At 69.1% G+C, this 19470-nt stretch carries 11 protein-coding genes; 7 read left to right on the top strand and 4 right to left on the bottom strand.

The genetic code is table 11. The features are described 5' to 3' along the window. The first annotated feature begins 117 nt into the window (after nucleotides 1-117). Nucleotides 118-2226, top strand: coding sequence for a type IIA DNA topoisomerase subunit B (locus FS787_RS14815; protein ID WP_144673505.1), 2109 nt, complete (start codon nucleotides 118-120; stop codon nucleotides 2224-2226). A 176-nt stretch (nucleotides 2227-2402) separates the two neighbouring features. After that, nucleotides 2403-3923 carry a M20/M25/M40 family metallo-hydrolase gene (locus tag FS787_RS14810; RefSeq protein WP_144673503.1) on the top strand — a complete coding sequence of 507 codons (1521 nt, stop codon included), beginning with the start codon at nucleotides 2403-2405 and terminating at the stop codon, nucleotides 3921-3923. A 169-nt stretch (nucleotides 3924-4092) separates the two neighbouring features. On the opposite strand, the gene FS787_RS14805 is transcribed toward FS787_RS14810, so the two are convergent. Further along, nucleotides 4093-5082, bottom strand: a complete 990-nt coding sequence (locus FS787_RS14805) for a M56 family metallopeptidase (protein WP_144673501.1) — start codon at nucleotides 5080-5082, stop codon at nucleotides 4093-4095. A gap of 6 nt (nucleotides 5083-5088) precedes the next feature. Further along, nucleotides 5089-5475, bottom strand: coding sequence for a BlaI/MecI/CopY family transcriptional regulator (locus tag FS787_RS14800; RefSeq protein ID WP_056431365.1), 387 nt, complete (start codon nucleotides 5473-5475; stop codon nucleotides 5089-5091). Nucleotides 5476-5852: 377 nt separating this feature from the next. Here FS787_RS14800 and FS787_RS14795 point away from each other — a divergent pair, with 377 nt between their 5' ends. The 4 genes from FS787_RS14795 to FS787_RS14780 are packed head-to-tail and all read left to right on the top strand — an operon-like array spanning nucleotide 5853 to nucleotide 13228. After that, complete coding sequence (locus FS787_RS14795) at nucleotides 5853-7448, top strand: cytochrome ubiquinol oxidase subunit I (RefSeq protein ID WP_144673499.1); 1596 nt, start codon at nucleotides 5853-5855, stop codon at nucleotides 7446-7448. A 37-nt stretch (nucleotides 7449-7485) separates the two neighbouring features. Further along, nucleotides 7486-8535 (top strand): cytochrome d ubiquinol oxidase subunit II, encoded by a 1050-nt coding sequence (gene cydB / locus FS787_RS14790; RefSeq protein WP_144673497.1) that lies wholly within the window; start codon nucleotides 7486-7488, stop codon nucleotides 8533-8535. A gap of 6 nt (nucleotides 8536-8541) precedes the next feature. Further along, nucleotides 8542-12213, top strand: a complete 3672-nt coding sequence (gene cydD / locus FS787_RS14785; protein ID WP_144673495.1) for a thiol reductant ABC exporter subunit CydD — start codon at nucleotides 8542-8544, stop codon at nucleotides 12211-12213. A 22-nt stretch (nucleotides 12214-12235) separates the two neighbouring features. Then, nucleotides 12236-13228, top strand: coding sequence for a GNAT family N-acetyltransferase (locus FS787_RS14780; RefSeq protein WP_144673493.1), 993 nt, complete (start codon nucleotides 12236-12238; stop codon nucleotides 13226-13228). Between the two features lie 15 nt (nucleotides 13229-13243). On the opposite strand, the gene FS787_RS14775 is transcribed toward FS787_RS14780, so the two are convergent. Together FS787_RS14775 and FS787_RS14770 are read right to left on the bottom strand one after the other, a co-directional pair. Beyond that, on the bottom strand, nucleotides 13244-13762 hold the full coding sequence (locus FS787_RS14775; protein ID WP_144673491.1) for a DinB family protein: 519 nt from the start codon (nucleotides 13760-13762) through the stop codon (nucleotides 13244-13246). Between the two features lie 300 nt (nucleotides 13763-14062). Next, nucleotides 14063-16582 carry a DNA topoisomerase (ATP-hydrolyzing) subunit A gene (locus tag FS787_RS14770; RefSeq protein ID WP_144673489.1) on the bottom strand — a complete coding sequence of 840 codons (2520 nt, stop codon included), beginning with the start codon at nucleotides 16580-16582 and terminating at the stop codon, nucleotides 14063-14065. A 67-nt stretch (nucleotides 16583-16649) separates the two neighbouring features. Between FS787_RS14770 and FS787_RS14765 the strand changes: the two genes are divergently transcribed. Further along, on the top strand, nucleotides 16650-19340 hold the full coding sequence (locus FS787_RS14765; protein WP_144673487.1) for a GNAT family N-acetyltransferase: 2691 nt from the start codon (nucleotides 16650-16652) through the stop codon (nucleotides 19338-19340). Nucleotides 19341-19470 lie beyond the last annotated feature (130 nt).

Here is a 19470-nt window from a genome sequence, read left to right as displayed (position 1 = left end):
GGCCGCCGGGGAGTGGCAGCACGCCGCACGCCGGCAGTCCGACTACCCTAGGAAGAGCGCCAAACAGCATTCCCCGTCCTGTAGCGACGGTTCCGTTCCTGAAGGAGTTTCCGCCCCGTGGCACCAAGTTCTGATTACACCGCCCGGCATCTCTCCGTGCTGGAAGGCCTCGAAGCCGTCCGTAAGCGCCCGGGCATGTACATCGGTTCCACCGACTCCCGCGGACTGATGCACTGCCTCTGGGAAATCATCGACAACTCCGTGGACGAGGCCCTCGCCGGTTTCGGCCATGACATCAAAATCATCCTGCATGCGGACAACTCTGTGGAGATCCACGACGACGGCCGCGGCGTCCCGGTGGACATCGAACCGAAGACCGGGCTGAGCGGCGTCGAGGTTGTTTTCACCAAACTCCACGCCGGCGGCAAATTCGGCGGCGGCTCCTATACCGCGTCGGGCGGCCTGCACGGCGTCGGTGCCTCCGTTGTGAACGCGCTGTCAGCCCGCCTCGACGTCGAAGTCGACCGCGGCAGCAAGACCTACCGGATGTGCTTCCGCCGCGGCGAGCCCGGCCGCTTCAAGGACACCGGCACCCGGCCGGACCCGGCGTCGGCCTTCTCGCCCTTCATCGACGGTTCCGTCCTGGACGTCGTCGGCAAGGCCAAACGCGGCGTGACCGGCACCCGGATCCGCTACTGGGCAGACCGGCAGATCTTCACCCCGGACGCCAAGTTCTCCTACGAAGAACTCGCCGCCCGCGCCCGGCAGACCTCATTCCTGGTCCCCGGCCTCAAACTCACCGTCCGGGACGAGCGCAAGCTCCCCGGCACCCCCGGGGAGTCAGGCCCGCACGAGGAAGTATTCCATCACGACGGCGGCATCTCCGAGTTTGTCGAGTTTCTCGCCGCTGATCCCGCCGTCACGGACATCTGGCGGCTCCACGGCGCCGGCAAGTTCAAGGAAACCGTGCCGGTCCTGGACGACAAGGGCCACAGCCACCTGACCGAAGTCGAACGGGACTGCGAGGTGGACGTCGCACTCCGCTGGGGCATCGGCTACGACAGCTCCGTGCGCACCTTCGTCAACATCATCTCCACGCCCAAGGGCGGAACACACCAGTCCGGCTTCGAACAGGCCCTCCTGAAGACCTTCCGCAAAGCGGTCGAAACCAATGCCCGCAAGCTCAAGGCTGGCAACGACAAGATCGAAAAGGACGACATCTTCGCGGGGCTCACCGCAGTCCTGACGGTCAGGCTGGCCGAGCCGCAGTTCGAGGGCCAGACCAAGGAGATCCTTGGCACCTCCGCCGTGCGGGCCATTGTGGCCAAGGTGGTGGAACAGGAGATCAACGCCAAGCTGACCTCGTCCAACCGCAACGACAAAGCCCAGTCGGCGCTGCTGCTGGAAAAGGTCGTCAGCGAGATGAAGTCGCGCATCTCCGCCCGTGTCCACAAGGAGACCCAGCGCCGCAAAAACGCCCTCGAGACGTCGTCGATGCCCACCAAGCTCGCGGACTGCCGCACGGACGACGTCGCGCGCTCCGAGCTGTTCATCGTCGAAGGTGACTCCGCGCTCGGCACCGCCAAACTGGCGCGGTCCTCCGACTTCCAGGCGCTGCTGCCCATCCGCGGCAAAATCCTCAACGTCCAGAAAGCCTCGGTGGGCGACATGCTCTCCAACGCCGAATGCGCTGCCCTCATCCAGGTGGTGGGGGCGGGGTCCGGCCGAAGCTTCGACATCAGCGCCGCCCGGTACGGAAAGGTCATCCTGATGACCGACGCCGACGTCGACGGGGCCCACATCCGCACGCTCCTCCTGACGCTGTTCTTCCGCTACATGCGGCCGATGATCGAGGAGGGACGCGTTTTCGCCGCAGTCCCGCCGCTGCACCGCGTGGAGGTCATCAACGCCGGCCAGAAGGCCAACGAGATGATCTACACCTACTCGGAGGCGGAACTGCACGTCCTGCTGGCGCGGCTCGCCAAGGAGGGTAAACGGTACAAGGAGCCGATCCAGCGCTACAAGGGCCTGGGCGAGATGGACGCGGAGCAGCTGGCCGAGACCACCATGGACCCGCGGCACCGCACCCTGCGCAAGGTCGGCATCGACAACGCCAAGCAAGCCGAGGAGACCTTTGACCTGCTGATGGGCTCGGATGTCGCTCCCCGCAAGGACTTCATCATCGCCGGGGCGTCGAGCCTGGACCGGGAACGCATCGACGCCTGACGCCACGCTTGACGCCCTGCGGGGCCGGAACAGCGGGGGGCATTGTCAGGGTCTGCCCGCGTGGTCGCCAGTGCCGAATTACCCTCTAACCGGGTATGCCTCCATCCGATAGTGTCGTCTCACGGCTCCGGGCAACGACGCCCGGAGCCGGATTCCGCAGCAATCAGGAGACCCCTATGAGGCACACTCGGAATATCCAGCGCGCGGCCGTTGCCGCCACGATCGGACTGGCGGTCAGCTTCGCGCCGCCGGCCCTTGCAGCAACCGGAACCACCTCGGACGCACTGCGCTCCGCGGTTTCCGCAGACAACATCATGAACCACCTCGAAGCCCTGCAGGAGATCGCGAATGCCAATGGCGGCAACCGCGCAGCCGACAGCCCGGGCTACGAGGCTTCGCTCGACTACATCGAACAAGCACTCGAGGACGCTGGCTACGACCCGGTCCGCCAGCCCTTCAGCTACGACCGCTACGAGTTCACGTCGGCGGCCCTGGAGCGGGTCTCGCCGAATGCGGAGACCTACACCTACGGGACCGACTTTCTGGACATGTCCTACTCCGGCGCGGGCGACGTCACGGCCGGCCTGGCCGCCGTCGACCTTAACCTGGCCGGTGACCGAGCCTCCACCAGCGGCTGCGAAGCGGGCGACTTCGCCAATTTCACGGCGGGAAACATTGCCCTGATCCAGCGCGGCACCTGCAGTTTCCGGATCAAGGCGGACAACGCCGCCGCGGCCGGGGCCGCCGGTGTCATCATCTTCAACCAGGGCGACGTTGTCCCCGGGGATGACCGCCTGGGCCTGTTCGGCGGCACCCTGGACCTGCCGCAGGCAGCAATCCCGGTCGTGAGCACCAGCTACGCCACAGGGGCTGAACTCGCCGGGCTCAGCGGCGTTGAGATGCGCCTCGCGGTGGACGCCGGAGTAAGCCGGATCGACTCATTCAACATCCTGGCCGATACCGGCGGACGTGCCGACCGGACCGTGGTGGTGGGCGCGCACCTGGACTCCGTGTCCGAAGGCCCCGGCATCAACGACAACGGCTCAGGATCGGCCGCCATCCTGGAGACTGCCATCCAGCTGGCCACTACGGATGCCACGCCGACCAACCGGATCCGCTTCGCGTTCTGGGGCGGGGAAGAGGACGGGCTGATCGGGTCGGAGCACTACGTCTCCCAGCTGACGGCCCGCCAGCTCAAGGACCACGCCGTCAACCTCAACTTCGACATGGTCGGCTCGCCGAACTTCGTCCGCTACGTCTACGACGGCGACGGCTCGTCCTTCGGCGAGAAGGGCCCCAACGGCTCGGCTCTGGTGGAAAAGGTCTTCCTGGACTACTTCAAGTCCCAGAACCTGCCGGTAGCCCCCACGGCCTTCGACGGACGCTCCGACTACTTCGGGTTCATCAACAACGGCATCCCTGCCGGCGGCCTGTTCACCGGCGCGGAGGACCTGAAGACCGCGGAGGAGGCGGCCGTCTTCGGTGGCGAAGCGGGTGCCCCGCTGGACCCGTGCTACCACGCGGCCTGCGACACCATCGAGAACGTCAACCAGATAGTGCTGGAGGAAATGGCGGACGCGATCGCCCACGCCACGCTCACCTTCGGCATGACCACCTCGGCGGTCAACGGCACGGCCAAGGGCAATGGAGCCGGCAACGTGGACCTCGAGTACAAGGCCAACAAGCTGCTCAAGTAGCCGCCGGGCCGCTGTGCGCATTGGGAGCCGGGCCGTTCCGCCCTCGGGTGGGGTGGTCCGGCTTCTGCGCGGGCAGCCGTCGACGGCGGCAGGCGCGGGATACGTCTCGGCGGGAGTCAGCCAAACAGGCCTCGGGGCTTCGGGCTTCGGGCTTTGGGCCCTGCCAGCCTCAGCCGAGCAGTCCGGGAACGATCAGCAGGGCCGTCGGGACAGCCAGCAGCAGCAGGCAGGCAACCAGCACCGCGGCGCGCACAGGTTCCGGCAGCGGTGGCTGCGGGGAGAGCAGGCGGCTGACACGGGACGCCGTCGTCCGCGCCGAACCCGCACCGCCGAGGGCGCCGGGCTGGCCGGGCTCGACGTCGGACAGTTCCGGTCCGCCGAACGCCATCCGGGCGTCCGGGGCGCCGGGGGAGCCGCTCGCCACAATGGCGATCGCCTTGATCAGCGTGGCCTTGCTCGCGGTCTTCAACGCGACGTCGTCGGCGAGCATCTCGATCAGCGAGCTGACCGCTTCCTGCGCCAGCCGTGTGGTGGGCAGCCAGGGAAGGGCCTGACGCCAGGCCGCAAAGGCCCAGAGCAGCAGATGGTGGCGCTGGTCCAGATGGGCGTTCTCGTGGTTCAGGACCGCGCGGAGTTCTGCGGGTTCCAGGGCCGCCATCAGCCCGTCGGAGAGCACCGTGACTGAGCGGGCGCCACCCGGCAGGCAGTAGGCGACGGGGGAGTCGACGTTGATCACCATGGTCCGCGGGCCATCAGCGGACGGGGATGCCAGCAGTGCCAGCAGTTCGCGGTGCCGCCTCCGCTGGCGCTGGATCTTGTAGAACGTCAGCAGCAGGGTGAACACCAGGTGGGCTGTCAGGAGGGCAGCGGCCGAGAGGGCGAAGATGTGCCAGAAACCCAGCTCCGTGGTGGGTGCATTATTGAAGACCATTCCGGCCAGGGACTTGAGGCCGGCCAGCAGGTTGTCCCCGATGGGTTCCAGCCCGTACACCAGCATGGCGCCGATCATGGACAGCCCGCCGGCGAGGGCGATCGCCTGCCACAGCAGCATGGCCGTAAACGGCGAACGTGCAGGCCACTGGGCGCGGGACAGCAGGATAGGCACCGGCCAGGCCAGCGCTATCGCCAGGACCGCCAGAAACCATGAGGTCCAGAACATCGGGCGCTAGCTGAGTCCCAGCAGCTTGCGCAGCGTTTCTGCCTCGGTGTCGGTAACGGAACCAATAAAGCGGGCCAGTACGGCCTCGCGGTCCGGTGCGGACCCCAGGACCTCGTGCATCAGCTCAGCGGTGTGGTCTTCACGGCTGGAGACTGCCTGGTAGCGGTGCGGGCGGGTGCCGCGCTCACGCTCCACGAGGCCCTTGCGCTCGAGGCGGGAGAGCACGGTCAGCACCGTGGTGACGGCCAGATCCTTGCCCACATGCCCGGCGGTGCCGTTTTCCGCACGCGTACTCTGGGCGAGCAGATCCCGCAGGGTGTTCGCCGTTGCAGCCTCATGGCCTGCCCAGAGCAGATCCATCACTGCCCGTTCCAGTTCACCGAGACTCGCCATTCCGTACGTCCTTCGTGAGTGCCGCTCCGGCCAATCGACTCTGCCGGGCGGTAAGTGAATACTTCAGTCTTAAATTTACCGTGTTTTACGGATAGTTTCTACATGAAGTAGAACTGCCCGGGCCCGGGCGTGTCGCGCCCGGGGTCGCGGCGGTGCTGCGGCGGCACTGCGGCGGAACAACGCGCCGGACCCGCGGACGGGACCCCGGGGCGTGGCGGCGCCGGACGGGAGGGGCAGACCGCCCGGCGGCTCCATTGCGGGCCGTAACGCACCGTGGGACTCTGGGGTGCAGGGAGCCGCCAAAAGTGTTCTACACTCGGTAGAAGAATCTTTCTACGGGACGTAGAAGTTGCTCGCCTAGCAAAGTAGGGACTGCCTTGGACGCCTTGGAAATCGCACGCTGGCAATTCGGAATCACCACGGTCTACCACTTCATGATGGTGCCGCTCACCATTGGCCTTGGCCTGGTGGTCGCCGTGATCCAGACGATGTGGCACCGCACCGGCAAGCCGGAATACCTCCGGATGACCAAGTTCTGGGGCAAGCTCTTCCTGATCAACTTCATAATGGGCGTGGCCACCGGCATTGTGCAGGAGTTCCAGTTCGGCATGGCGTGGAGCGAATACAGCCGCTTCGTGGGGGACGTGTTCGGAGCGCCGCTGGCCATGGAAGCGCTGCTCGCGTTCTTCGTGGAGTCCACGTTCCTGGGCCTCTGGATCTTCGGCTGGAAGCAGCTGAAACCGGCCGTCCACCTGGCCTGCCTTTGGATCGCCGTGATCGGATCGGTCTTCTCCGCCTACTTCATCATTGTGGCGAACAGCTGGATGCAGCACCCGGTGGGTGTTGAGATGATCGACGGCCGTCCGGTCATGACCGACGCCTGGGCGGTCTTCACCAACAACACCGCCCTCGTCGCCGTCCCGCACACCATCTTCGGCGCGCTGGCCGTCGCCGGTGCGTTCCTGTTGGGCATCGCCTGGTACCACCTGTGGCGCCGCCGCCACGACGGAATCGACACGGTCGGCGAGGACGGCAAGGTGGTCCCCGGCGAGTCGGACATTCCCGGGCGGGACCGCACCGACCACGCCGTCTGGATCCGGTCCCTGCGGATCGGCGCCGTCGTCGCCATGATTTCCTTCGCCGGAACCGCCATCACCGGGGACCTGCAGGGCAAACTCATGTTCGAACAGCAGCCCATGAAGATGGCGGCCGCCGAAGCGGCCTGCCACGACGGCACCGGCTTCTCCATCCTGAGCATCGGCAACGTCGGCTCCAAGAACTGCGATGACATCGTCGCGCTCATCGAGGTCCCCGGGATCCTGTCCTTCCTCGCCAAGGGCGATTTCACCACCGAGGTTAAAGGCGTCAACAGCCTGATCGACCAGTACAAGGCCGACTACGGCACGCATCTGCCGGACAACCCCATCTACGGGGAACGGGCCGGCAAGGAGATCCAGTACGTCCCGGTCATGGAGGTCACCTACTGGGGCTTCCGGATGATGATCGGCTTCGGCGGACTGGCGGCCGTGGCTGCGCTGGCGGCCCTGTGGCTGACCCGCAAGGGAACCGTCCCCGCTTCCCGCGGCCTGATGCGGCTGGCCGTCTTCGGGATCCTGGCGCCGTTCGGGGCCAATGCCGCCGGCTGGATCTTCACCGAGATGGGCCGGCAGCCGTTCGTCGTCGCCCCCAACCCGGACCCCAGCGGCATCGACCAGGTCTTTATGTTCACGGCCGCGGCTGTTTCACCCGGCGTCTCGGCCGGCGAGCTGCTGACCTCCCTCGTGGTGCTCACCGCCGTGTACGCGGTATTGCTCGTGGTCGAGGTCAAGCTGCTGGTCAAGTACATCCGCGGCGGGGTGGTCGCCGCCATGCCGGAACTCGCGCACGTCCCCGTGGACGAGAACGAGGATGCCACCCCCAAGGGTGGTGGCCCCGGCAAGCCCGGGGACGATGTCCTAGCCTTCGCCTACTAAGCCTTCGCTCGCACAAGAAACGCAGAGGATACTCAGCATGGAACTGCTTCCCACCATCTGGTTCATCGCCATCGCGGTGCTGTGGACGGGCTACCTCTTTCTCGAGGGCTTTGACCTCGGGGTCGGGATGCTGATGAAAAGCTTCGCCCGGAACAACACCGAACGCCGCGTCCTGCTCAACACGATCGGCCCGGTCTGGGACGGCAACGAGGTCTGGCTCCTGACCGCGGGCGGTGCCACCTTCGCGGCCTTCCCGCTCTGGTACGCGTCCTTGTTCTCCGCCCTCTACCTGCCGTTGCTGCTGGTGCTCGTGGCCCTGATCTTCCGGGCCGTGGCGTTCGAGTACCGCGGCAAAGTGGACAACCCGCGGTGGCGGGCCCGCTGGGACTGGGCCATCTCCCTCGGCTCCCTCGTGGCGGCCTTCGGCGTGGGAGCCGCGCTGGGGCTGACCACCACCGGACTGCCGATCAACGCCAACGGTGACCGCGAAGGCGGCCCCTTCGCCTGGTTCAGCGGCTACGCCGTGCTCGGCGGGCTCGCCGTCGTCGGATTCTCGCTGCTGCACGGCCTCGCGTTCCTGGCGCTGAAGACCGACGGCGACGTCCGGCACCGCGCACGCCGGTGGTTCGTCCGGCTCCTGCCCGTCCTGCTGCTGCCGATGGCGGGCTGGGCGGTCAGCCTGCAGCTGATCAGCGGCGAAGTGTGGACCGTGGTGGCAGTCGCCGCCGCCGTCGTGGCCGCCGTCATGGCCTGGAACTTCGCCCGCACGGGTGCCGAAGGCCGTGCGTTCCTGGCCCTGGGCACCTTCCTCCTGCTCGGCAGCGCCTCGATCTTCGGCGCCGCGTTCCCCGTTGTGCTGCCGTCCACCCTGAACCCGGAGTTCCACCTGACCATCTCCAATGCCTCCTCCTCGGACTACACACTGGGGCTGATGAGCATCGTCGCCTGCATCGGGCTGCCGCTGGTCCTCGCTTACCAGGCCTGGACCTACTGGGTGTTCCGGCGCCGGGTGAGCCACGCCCACATCCCCGAGGCCCACAACTTCCTCCCCGCCATCGCCGCCAAGGCACTGGCACCCAAGGACTAGCACCCGATGAGACCGCAGTTCCCCTCCGGCCCCGCGAACCGGGCCGCCCTCTACCTGCTGGGCCTCCTCGCTGCGCTGAAAGCTCTGTCCCTTGTGCTGATGGGGCAGGCTGTCGCCTCCATGCTCGCCGGGCTGATGGCCGGCGACCCCGCCTGGGGTGCGCAGCTGTACTGGGGGGTCGCGGGCGTGGTGCTCCGGTCCCTGACGGTCTGGGCGCAGGCCGTGGCATCGCGCCGGGCCGCGCTGGGGGTGAAGGAGGAACTGCGCTCTCAGCTGCTGGAGCGGGCATTGCGCAACGGCACCCGGTCCGCCGGCCCCTCCGACGGCGGCCTCGCCATCCTAGCGACCCGGGGGCTGGACGCCCTGGACAACTACTACACCCAGTTCCTGCCCGCCCTGGTGAACTGTGCCGCGATCCCGCTGCTGCTGGGCGCCCGCATCCTGTACGCCGACTGGATCAGCGCTGCCGTGATCGTGCTGACCGTGCCGCTGGTGCCGCTCTTTATGGTCCTGATCGGCCGGTACACCGAAGACCGCGTCCGGGAGGCCCAGTCGGCCCTGTCCCGGCTGTCCGGCCACATGCTGGAGCTTGCCAAGGGCCTGCCCGTGCTCGTGGGACTGGGACGTGCCGCCGCCCAGCGCAAAGCCCTCGAGGACCTCTCCGAGGAATACCGCCACCGGACCATGGGAACCCTGCGGACCGCTTTCCTCTCCGCCCTCGCACTCGAACTTATCGCCACCATCTCTGTCGCGGTCGTTGCGGTCTTCATCGGTGTCCGCCTAGTTCACGGCGATATGGCGCTGGAAGCAGGGCTGCTGGCCCTGATCCTCGCCCCGGACTGCTACCTTCCGCTCCGGGAGCTCGGCACCGCCCACCACGCCAGTGACGAAGGCCGTGCGGCGCTTGCCGAAACCACCGCCGTCCTCGATGCCCCCGAGGCCACGCCGCTGGTGCCCGATGCTGCAGCCACTGCCGCTGTTGCCGGGGCAGGACCCGGATCCCGCGGGCCCGCGGCCCCTCCCGCCATCAGCGTGGCAGGGCTGACCGTCCGCTACGGCGGCAGGACGGATGCCGCCGTCGGGCCCTTGAGTTTCACCGCCGCCCCGGGCCGGATCACCGCCCTCGACGGCCCCAGCGGCGCCGGCAAGAGCACCGTCCTCGGGGTCCTGGCAGGCACCATCGGAACCGGCGGCGGCTCCGACCGACCTGACGGGCAAACAACCGTCGCCGGACGGCTCGCGGGATTCACGACGGCGGACCTCGCCTGGGTGCCGCAGCATCCCGTCATGGTTGCCCCCACCGTGCTGGACGAGGTCCGGCTGTATCTGGGAGGTGCCGGGGGGCTTGCGACCGGCGCCGACGATCCGGGGCGCGCCGGCGCCGGCGCGGGCGCGACCGTCGACGCCACCACGGCTGACGCCACCGCCCTGCGCTGCCTGGCAGCCTGCGCCGCGGAGCATCTCGCCGCCAAGCACCCCGCCGAGCTCAGCCCGGGGGAGCTGCGCCGTGTCGCGCTGGCCCGCGGCCTCGCCCGGATCGAGGCGGGAGCCCGCGTGTTGCTGCTCGATGAACCCACCGCCCACCTGGACCGGGAATCCGCCACCGCCGTCAGCCGCGCCATCGCCGCGCTCCGCGGAGAGGTCACCGTCCTATTGGTGGCCCACGACCGGCAGACCCGGGAACTCGCCGACGTCGTCGTCGCCGTGGCGCCGGGCGCCGCGGGCACGGCCACCGCCGCCGCTGGAGAAGATGCCGACACCGCGACCGCCACACGCACAGGCGCAGGCGTGGTTGCGGCACCCGGCACCGGCGCCGCGGCCGGGACAGCCGCCCTTGCCGCAGCCTCGTCCGCAGCCGGCCGGTCCTCAGCCGGGCTGCACGAACCTCTGCCGTCCGACACCACGGGCACCGGCGCGACCCAGACACACGCCGCCCAGACACGCGCGCCGCAGGCCGGCACGACCCCGGCCGCGGACCCACGACGCTCCGCAGGCGGTTCCACGGCAGCCCGGCTCCGCCGCCTGCTGGCACCGGTCGCAGCCAAATTCGCCGCGGCCGGCGTCGTCGGCACCCTGGCGGCGCTCTTCGCCGTCGCCCTCGCCGGACTCTCCGGCTGGCTCATCATCCGGGCCAGCGAGCAGCCGCCCATCCTCTACCTGCTCACGGCAATCGTGGGCGTAAGGTTCTTCGGCATCGGCCGGGCGGTCCTGCGGTACCTCGAACGCCTCCTGCTGCACGACGCCGTTTTCGCCGCCCTGACCCGGCTCCGCGGCAGGCTCTGGGAATCGCTGAGCCGCCGCGCCCTTTCGCTGCGCCGGCTGCTGCAGGGCGGCAACGTCCTGGGCACCGTCGTGGACGACGTCGACACCGTCCGGGAGCTGCTGCCCCGCGTGGTCCTGCCGCCGGTGACAGCCGTCGCCGTCGCGGGCGCCGCCGTCGTAAGCTTCGCATTGCTCCTGCCGGCCGCGCTCCCCGCCGTCATCGCGGCCGCCCTGGTCAGCCTGGTGGCAGCCCCAGCCCTGGCACTGGCCGCGGACCGGATGTCCGCCGGAACCGAGCAGCGGCTCCGCTCCGGAGTGCTCCGCCAGGTGGCGGCCGCCCTCGACGCCCGCGCCGAACTCCACGCCAACCACGTGGCCGGCCCGGTGCTCGGCGCCATCACACACGCCGACCGCTCTGCAACCGCCGCCTCCCAGCGCTCGGCATGGGCCGAAGGGCTCGGCCAGGGGCTGACCGTACTGGCCTGCGGCACCGCAGCCCTGGCCAGCGCCGTGCTGGCCGCCCCGCTGGCCCTCAGCGGAGCCGTGGAAGCTTCGACGGTTGCGGTGGTGGTGCTGCTGCAGCTGGCGCTCGTGGAACCCTACGCGGCCATCACGACGGCGGTCCGCCAGTATCCGGCGCTGCGAGCCGTGCTGGAACGCATCGGCGAAGCCGGCGTCCTGGACGGCACCGATGCCGATGCGTCCGGCGGTCTGGTTCCCGTGGCCGGCAGGCCCGGCGGCAAGCCCGGGATCGAACTCCGGGACCTGGCCGCGGCCTGGCCGGGCGGGCCGCTGGTCTTCACCGGCCTCGACGCCACGGCCGAACCCGGGCGCTGGCTTGCCGTCACAGGTGGGTCCGGGTCCGGAAAGTCCACCCTGCTCGCCGTCGTCCTGGGCTTCCTCCCGGCAGCAAACGGCCAGATCCTGCTCAGCGGGCGGGCCGCCTGGTGCCCGCAGGAGGCGCACCTCTTTGACTCGACCATCCGTGGCAACCTGCTGCTGGGGCTCCCCGACGGCGACCGCGGGGGAGCGCCGGAGCAGCGCTTGCAGGACGCCCTGGCCGCCGTGGGCCTCGGGCCGCTGGTCGGTCGGCTGGAGCATGGCCTGGACACACGGATCGGACCGGGAGGGGACTTCCTCAGCGGCGGCGAACGGCAGCGCCTCGCGGTGGCCCGCACCCTCCTGACCGGGGCGGACGTGATCCTGCTGGACGAACCCACGGCCCACTTGGACGCGGAGTCCGGCCGGGCGATGCTCGCTGAGCTCCGGCACGGCCTGCGGGACCGCACGGTGGTGCTTGTGACGCACAACCCGGAGGACATCTCCCCGGACGACAGCCGCCTGGACCTTGACCGCGCGGCGGCCGGGCGTGCGGCACCTGTGGCGGAGCCAATGCCCTTGCTGGCGCGGGGGTAGGCCGGACGTTTAGCCTGTTGCCATGAACGGATACGCCGACCCCTTGGCCAGCCTGGATACCCGCCTGCAGTGGCGTCCCGCCGTGACCGACCACCTCGACGGCTGGGCGGCGCTCATCGCCCGGACTGCCGACGTCGAACGGCCCGTCTGGTTTGAGCGCCGCGCCGACCTGGAACAGGTCCTCGAATCTCAGAAGAACCCGGCCGCGGCGAATACGATTCTCGGCTTCGACGCTCAGGGAACCGCCAGGGCGTACGGCCGGATCACCAAAAACCCGGAGGGCGAGAAGGCGATCGGGTACGGCTGCGTGGACCCGGCCTGGCAGGGCAGGGGCATCGGCACCGGGCTGCTGGGGTGGATGGAGGCCAGGACGCGGCAGCGGTTCGCCGAGGACGCCGTGCCGGGTTCCAGCCCCCGGCTGCGGCTCCACATGGAACAGCAGCACACCCACCAGGCCACCCTCTTCGGCGACGCCGGCTACCGGATTGTCCGCTACTACAACGAGATGCACCGGCCCCTCACGGACGGCCTCCCGGAGCTGCTCCTGGACGACGAGCTGGAGATCGTGGGCTTTGGACCCGCGTTGCACGAGCCCGTCCGGCTGGCACACAACGAGGCCTTCCGGGACCACTGGGGCAGCGAGCCCCGGGACGAGGAGGCCTGGGGCTTTGTGGTGAATGATCCGCTGGCCCGGCCGGACCTGAGCGCCGTCGCCGTCGAGCGCTCCACTGGGCGGGTGGCCGGCTACCAGCTGGCCAGCTACGACGCCGAGAGCGCCCGGACGCGGGGCTACAAGGAGGGCTACACCGACCTGCTGGGCGTGCGGCGCGAGTTCCGCGGCCGCGGCGTGGCTCAGGCCCTTCTCGCCGACGCGATGCGCCGCTTCGCCGCCGCGGGCATGGACAAAGCCTCGCTCGACGTCGATTCGGAGAACCCCACCGGTGCGCTGGCTCTCTATAGCAAAATGGGCTATGTCCCCGTCAACAGCAGCATGGCGTGGGACAAGGAGCTGTAGCTATCCATCCACACGCTATCCGTCCACATCGTGGAGGTGATGGACGACGTCGTGCAGGAAGTACTGCGCGAACGTCAGCACGGTGAACTCCGAGCCGTTGCTGCGGGTGCCTTTGCGGTCCCACTGTTCCTCGGGGACGCGCCCGAACGAGGCGGCGATCTGCTCGCCCTCCGCGGTGAGTTCCGTGCTGACCACGGCCGGGTCGGCGTTGGCATAGTCCTTCTCGACGGCGGTCGCGTCCTGGTCCCAGTCCGCGAACCGGGCGTCGTCCTCGGTCAGCATAAGGCCGAGCCGGTGGTCGAACAGGCTGAACACGTCGCGGACGTGGCAGGCGTATTCGAGGACGGACCACGTGTTTTCGTCCGGGCGTTCAGCCACGTCCGGACGCCGCAGAGCTACCCGCCAGCGGGGTAGCATACTCTCCAGGATCCCTGGCGCTGTGGCAGGTGTCGCCGCGGAGGCATCAAAACCGCATTCCGCGCAGGGCCGCTGCAGCACCCACGTCCAGTCTTTGGTGTCCGGGATGATAGGCATGCGAGCAGTCTAGGGGTATTTCTTCCGGGGCACCGGATCGGCGGAGAGAGCCGTCGGGGGCGGAACGCGGTCCCAATGCGACGCGTGCGGAGCGGAGCGGGGCCCGGCGGCGGGCTTAGTGCAGGCTCGGTGCCGGCCATTCACCACGAATGGCCGCCATGTGGGGACCTATGGGGGCCATTCGTGGTGAATGGGCGGGCGATAACGGCCATTCGTGACAAATGAGCGAGCGGCGGGCGTCACGGCTGCCCCGGGCGCCGCCGGATGGCCCGCCGCCAGCCCCGCAGCCCCCGGGAGGGTCTAGGCTTCCGTCCCGGGCTCCGGCTGCCAGGCCATGCTCGGGCCGATCGCGTCGATGGCCTGGGAGAGCGGGATGCCGGACCCGTCGCGGCGGCCGTGTTCCCCGGGCAGGGACCGTGCCACGCCGGCCAGCGAGGACGCCTTGGCGGGGCCGTGACCGGCCCAGGCGAGCAGCAGGGTGTCCTCACCCTTGAGGAACCGGTGCGCCCGGACCCCGGCGGTGGCGCGCCCCTTGGCGGGGTATTCGGCGAGGGCGGTGACCTTGGCGGCACCCGGGGCGGTGCCGGGCAGTGCACCCTCTGTGCCGGCGATGGTGACAACGACGGCGTCGCTGTCGGCCGGGCTCGCGGCGCCGAAGAACAGCACGCGGTCCCCGGCTGCCAGCTTGATGCCGGCCATGCCACCGGCGGTCCGGCCCTGCGGACGGACCGTACTGGCCGGGAAGCGCAGGAGCTGCGACTGCCGCGTCACGAAGACGAGGTCGACGTCGTCGGACCCCGCGGGAGCCACGCCCACCACGGTGTCCTTGTCCTTGAGCGCGATCACTTCCCAGTCCTCGCGGTTCAGCGGATAGTCCGGCTGGACGCGCTTGACCACGCCCTGGGCGGTGCCGATCGCCAGGACCTCGTCCAGGGGCGCGAAGGCCACCAGCGATTCGCCCTTGAGGAGGGTAATGAAGTCCTTGGCCGGTACTCCGCCGGCCAGGTTCGGGGTGCCTGAGGTGGGCGGCAGCACGGGCATGTCCATCACCTGGAGCCGCAGCATGCGCCCCTGCGAGGTGATGGCCGCGATCTCGCCGCGTGCGGACGTCTTGACCACGGAGGTGAACACGTCGTGCCGGGTGCGCGGGCCGGTCTCGGCGAGGCTGTCCTGGTTGGCGGTCCGGGCGATCTGGCCGGAGGCCGTCAGGATCGCCCAGCAGGGGTCGTCCGCGATCTCCAGTGCCAGGGGAGCGGCCTTGCCTTTGGCCCCGGGCGCGGCGGCCAGGGCAGCGACGGTGGGGGAGACGGCTTCGGATTCGAGAAGCACGGTGCGGCGCGGGGTGCCGTATTTCTCGGCGATCTCGGCCAGCTCGGAGGACACGAGGGCGCGGAGCCGCTCGCTGGAGCCGAGGATGGCTTCCAGCTCGGCAATCTCGCGGCGCAGCTCATCCTGCTCCTTCTCGAGTTCGATCCGTGAGTACTTGGTCAGCTGCCGGAGCCGGAGTTCCAGGATGTAGTTGGCCTGGATCTCAGAGAGGTCGTAGATGGACATCAGCCGGGTCCGGGCCGCGGCCGCCTCGTCCGAGGACCGGATGATCTGGATGACCTCGTCGATGTCCACAATCGCGATCAGGAGGCCCTCCACCAGGTGCAGGCGGTCCTTCTTCTTGCCGAGGCGGAAGGCAGTGCGGCGGCGGACGACAGTGATGCGGTGTTCCACGTAGACGGAAAGCAGCTGGAGGAGCCCCAGGGTCTGCGGCTGCCCGTCCACGAGGGTGACGTTGTTGATGCCGAAGGAATCCTCCATCGGCGAGTAGCGGTACAGCTGCTGGAGCACCGCGTTGGGGTTGAAACCGTTCTTCAATTCGATCACCAGGCGCAGGCCGTGCTTGCGGTCCGTGAGGTCCACGATGTCGCTGATGCCGGTGAGCTTCTTGCCGTTGACGGCGTCCTTGATCTTCTCGATCACCTTCTCCGGCCCCACCATGTACGGCAGTTCCGTGACCACCAGCCCGGTGCGGCGGGCCGAGAGCTGCTCGACCTCCACCTTGGCCCGGGTCTTGAAGGAGCCGCGGCCGGTGGCGTACGCGTCGCGGATGCCGTCCAGCCCGACGATCCGGCCGCCCGTGGGCAGGTCCGGGCCGGGGACGAACTTCATAATGTCCTCGAGCGTGGCGTCCGGATGCTCGATCAGGTGCCGCGCGGCGGCGATCACTTCCACCAGGTTGTGCGGGGCCATGTTCGTGGCCATACCGACGGCGATGCCGGTGGCGCCGTTGACCAGCAGGTTCGGGAACGCGGCCGGCAGGACGTCCGGCTGGGTCAGCTGGTTGTCGTAGTTGGGGACGAAATCGACGACGTCCTCGTCGAGGTGGTCCGTCAGGGTCAGCGCCGCAGCAGCGAGGCGCGCCTCCGTGTACCGCGGGGCTGCCGGGCCGTCGTCAAGGGAGCCGAAGTTGCCGTGCCCGTCGATGAGCGGCAGCCGCAGCGAGAAGTCCTGCGCCATGCGTACCATCGCGTCGTAGATCGCGGTGTCGCCGTGCGGGTGCAGCTTGCCCATGACCTCGCCCACCACGCGGGCGCTCTTGACGTGGCCGCGGTCCGGGCGCAGACCCATCTCGCTCATCATGTACAGGATGCGCCGCTGGACGGGTTTCAGCCCGTCCCGGGCATCCGGAAGGGCCCGCGAGTAGATCACCGAATAGGCGTACTCGAGGAACGATCCTTCCATCTCCGACGTGACGTCGATATCGACGATATTTTCTACAAAGTCCTGGCTGGCTTCCCCTGCCGGGGACGGGGTTTGGCGGCGGGCCATGAGGCGGGTGGGTCCTTCTGAGGGGGGCTGAACGTGTGCTGCAAGAGTTTATGACTAGGCTAAGCCTATGGTGGATCAGCCCGTGGACGGTGTATATCCGGAATATTGGGAAGCCGATGTTGTCCTGCGCGACGGCGGGACGGCACATCTGCGCCCGATCCACCCCGCCGACGCGGACGCGGTCCAGGCCTTCCACGTGGGGCAGTCGCAGAAGTCCATCTACATGCGGTTCTTCGCGTTCAAGTCCAAACTCTCCGCGAAGGAACTCAAACGGTTCACCGAGGTGGATTACAAGGACCGCGTTGCCCTGGTGATCACCATCGGCGGCGAGATCATGGGCATCGGGCGCTATGACCGGCTCGATGATCCCGCGGAGGCCGAAGTCGCGTTCAACATCGCCGACGCGCACCAGGGCCGCGGCATCGGCTCCATCCTGCTCGAACACCTCGCCGCTGCCGCCCGGGAAAACGGGATCCGGAAGTTCAGCGCCGAGGTGCTCCCGGAAAACCGGAAGATGCTGATGGTGTTCTCCGACGCCGGCTACGACGTCAAGCGGCATTTCGACGACGGCGTGGTCAGCCTCGAATTCAACATCGACCCCACGGACAAGTCCCGCGCCGTGATGGAATCCCGGGAACACCGGGCCGAGGCCCGAAGCATCCAGGAGCTGCTTGCCCCCTCCTCTGTGGCCGTGATCGGCGCCAGCCGCAAATGGGGCACCGTGGGCTACCAGCTGCTGGAGCACATTATTGAGGGCCGCTTCACCGGCCCGGTCTACGCGATCAACCCGGAGGCCTTCGAGCTCGCCGGTATGCTCTCCTTCGGCCGGCTCTCTGAAGTGCCGGGACCCGTCAAGCTCGCCATCGTCGCCGTCCCCTACGCCGAGGTCCCCAAAGTGGTGGAGGAATGCGGTGCCGCCGGGGTCAAGGGAATCGTGGTGGCCACCGCCGGCTACGCGGACGACGGCGAACGCGGCCTCGCCCGCCAGCGCGAACTCGTCCGGCAGGCCCGCGCCAACGGCATGCGCGTGATCGGCCCCGCCTCGCTGGGCATTATGAACACCAACCCGGCCGTGTCCCTCAACGCCTCGATGGCGCCCTCGCTGGGGCGCCGCGGCGGGCTGGGCCTGTTCAGCCAGTCGGCCGCGATCGGCGTCTCCCTCTACGCGGCCTCCAGCCGGCGCCGCGTCGGCATCTCCACGTTCCTCTCGGCCGGCAACCGCGCCGACGTCTCCGGCAACGACATGATGCAGTTCTGGGAGGACGACGCCGACACCACCGCCGTCGGGCTGTACCTGGAGTCGATCGGCAACCCGCGTAAGTTTTCCCGGCTGGCACGGCGCCTGGCCCGCACCAAGCCGGTCATTGTGGCGAAGTCCGATGCGATGGGCCTGGGCCTGCCTCCCGGCCACGCCGTCCGCACCACGCAGGCGCCGCCGGAGGCCCTCGACGCGATGATGCGCCAGGCCGGTGTGATCCGGGTTGAGACCATCGAACAGCTCATGGACGTCGCGCAGATCGTCTCCAGCCAGCCCCTGCCGGCGGGCCCGGGGGTCGCTGTGTTCAGCAACTCGCAGGCGCTCGGCAAGGTGGTTGCGGACAGCGCGGCAGCGCAGGGACTCGGCGTGGAGCGGATCGTCACCAACGTGGACCTCGACGCCGGGATGTCCGTGGCGCTGCCGGCGCTGCGGCACAGCCTGCAGGAAGTCCTCACCGTGGACACCGTTCACTCTGCCGTGGTGGCGCTGTTGCCCGCCCGCGGCCTCACCGTGGAAAAGATCGCCGGAGTGCTCGCCGAATGTTCGGTGGCGGCCGGCAAACCCGTGGTGGCGGCGTTCAGCGGGCTGCTGGACCCCTCCATCTACGTGGAAGGAATGGTGGGGGACGAGGCCGGATCAACGATGGTTCCCTGCTACTCCAACCCCGGCGCGGCCGTGGCCGCGCTGGGATCCGTGGTCCGCTACGCCCAGTGGCTGGACCGGGACCAGGGCCTCTTTATCGAGCCCGAGGGCTGTGACCCGGACGGCACCCGCGACGAGCTGGAGAGGCTGCTGTCCGGCGTCGGGGGCGAGCAGCTCGTCCGGCTGGACGCAGAGACGGCCGCGGGCCTGCTGGCCCGCTACGGCATCAGGGTGGTTCCCTCCGTTGGCTTCGACACCGCCGACGAGGCGGTGGCTGCCGCGGACCGGCTCGGCTGGCCGGTGGCCTTGAAGACCACCGACCCCGCGCTGCGGCACCGCCTGGACCTCGGCGGGGTGCGTCTGGATATCCAGGACGCGGACTCGCTGCGGCGGAACGTGCTGGAGATGCGCAGGTCGCTGGAACGCTATGGCTCGCCGTCGCTGGAAGTGCAGACCATGGCGCCGGTGGGGCAGGCCTGCACGTTCCGCGCCATCGAGGACCCGCTGCTGGGCCCGGTGGTCTCGTTCGGCCTGGCAGGTGACGCGGTCAACCTGCTCGACGACTGGGCCCACCGGGTGCCGCCGCTTTCCGGCTCCGACCTCCATGACTTCATCCGGGCCCCCCGGGCCTCGCGGAAACTCTTCGGCTACCAGGGGCTGCCGGCCGTGGACGCCGGGGCGCTGGAGGACCTTGCCGCGCGGCTCACCCGGCTCAAGGACAACCATCCGGAGATCGCCCTGGTCGACTTCAACCCCGTGCTCGCCGGGCCGGACGGGGCCGCCATCCTCTCCGCCGACGTCCGGATCGCCAACGCCGCCCAGCGCACGGACAGTGCCCGCCGCGCCATGCGCAGCTGACGGCCCGCCGCGGCTGACGGCCAGCGATAACCGGGGCCGTGGCTGCTGACGGCGGACCGGCGCCGCTGACGGGCCGGGGGAGCGGAGTGTTGCGGCAGCGGCGGGGCGCCGCCGGGCCGGCAATGGTTAG

Source organism: Arthrobacter sp. U41 (assembly GCF_007679325.1).
In the GTDB taxonomy this organism is placed as follows: domain Bacteria; phylum Actinomycetota; class Actinomycetes; order Actinomycetales; family Micrococcaceae; genus Arthrobacter.
This window is presented reverse-complemented; position numbering and strand designations above follow the sequence as displayed.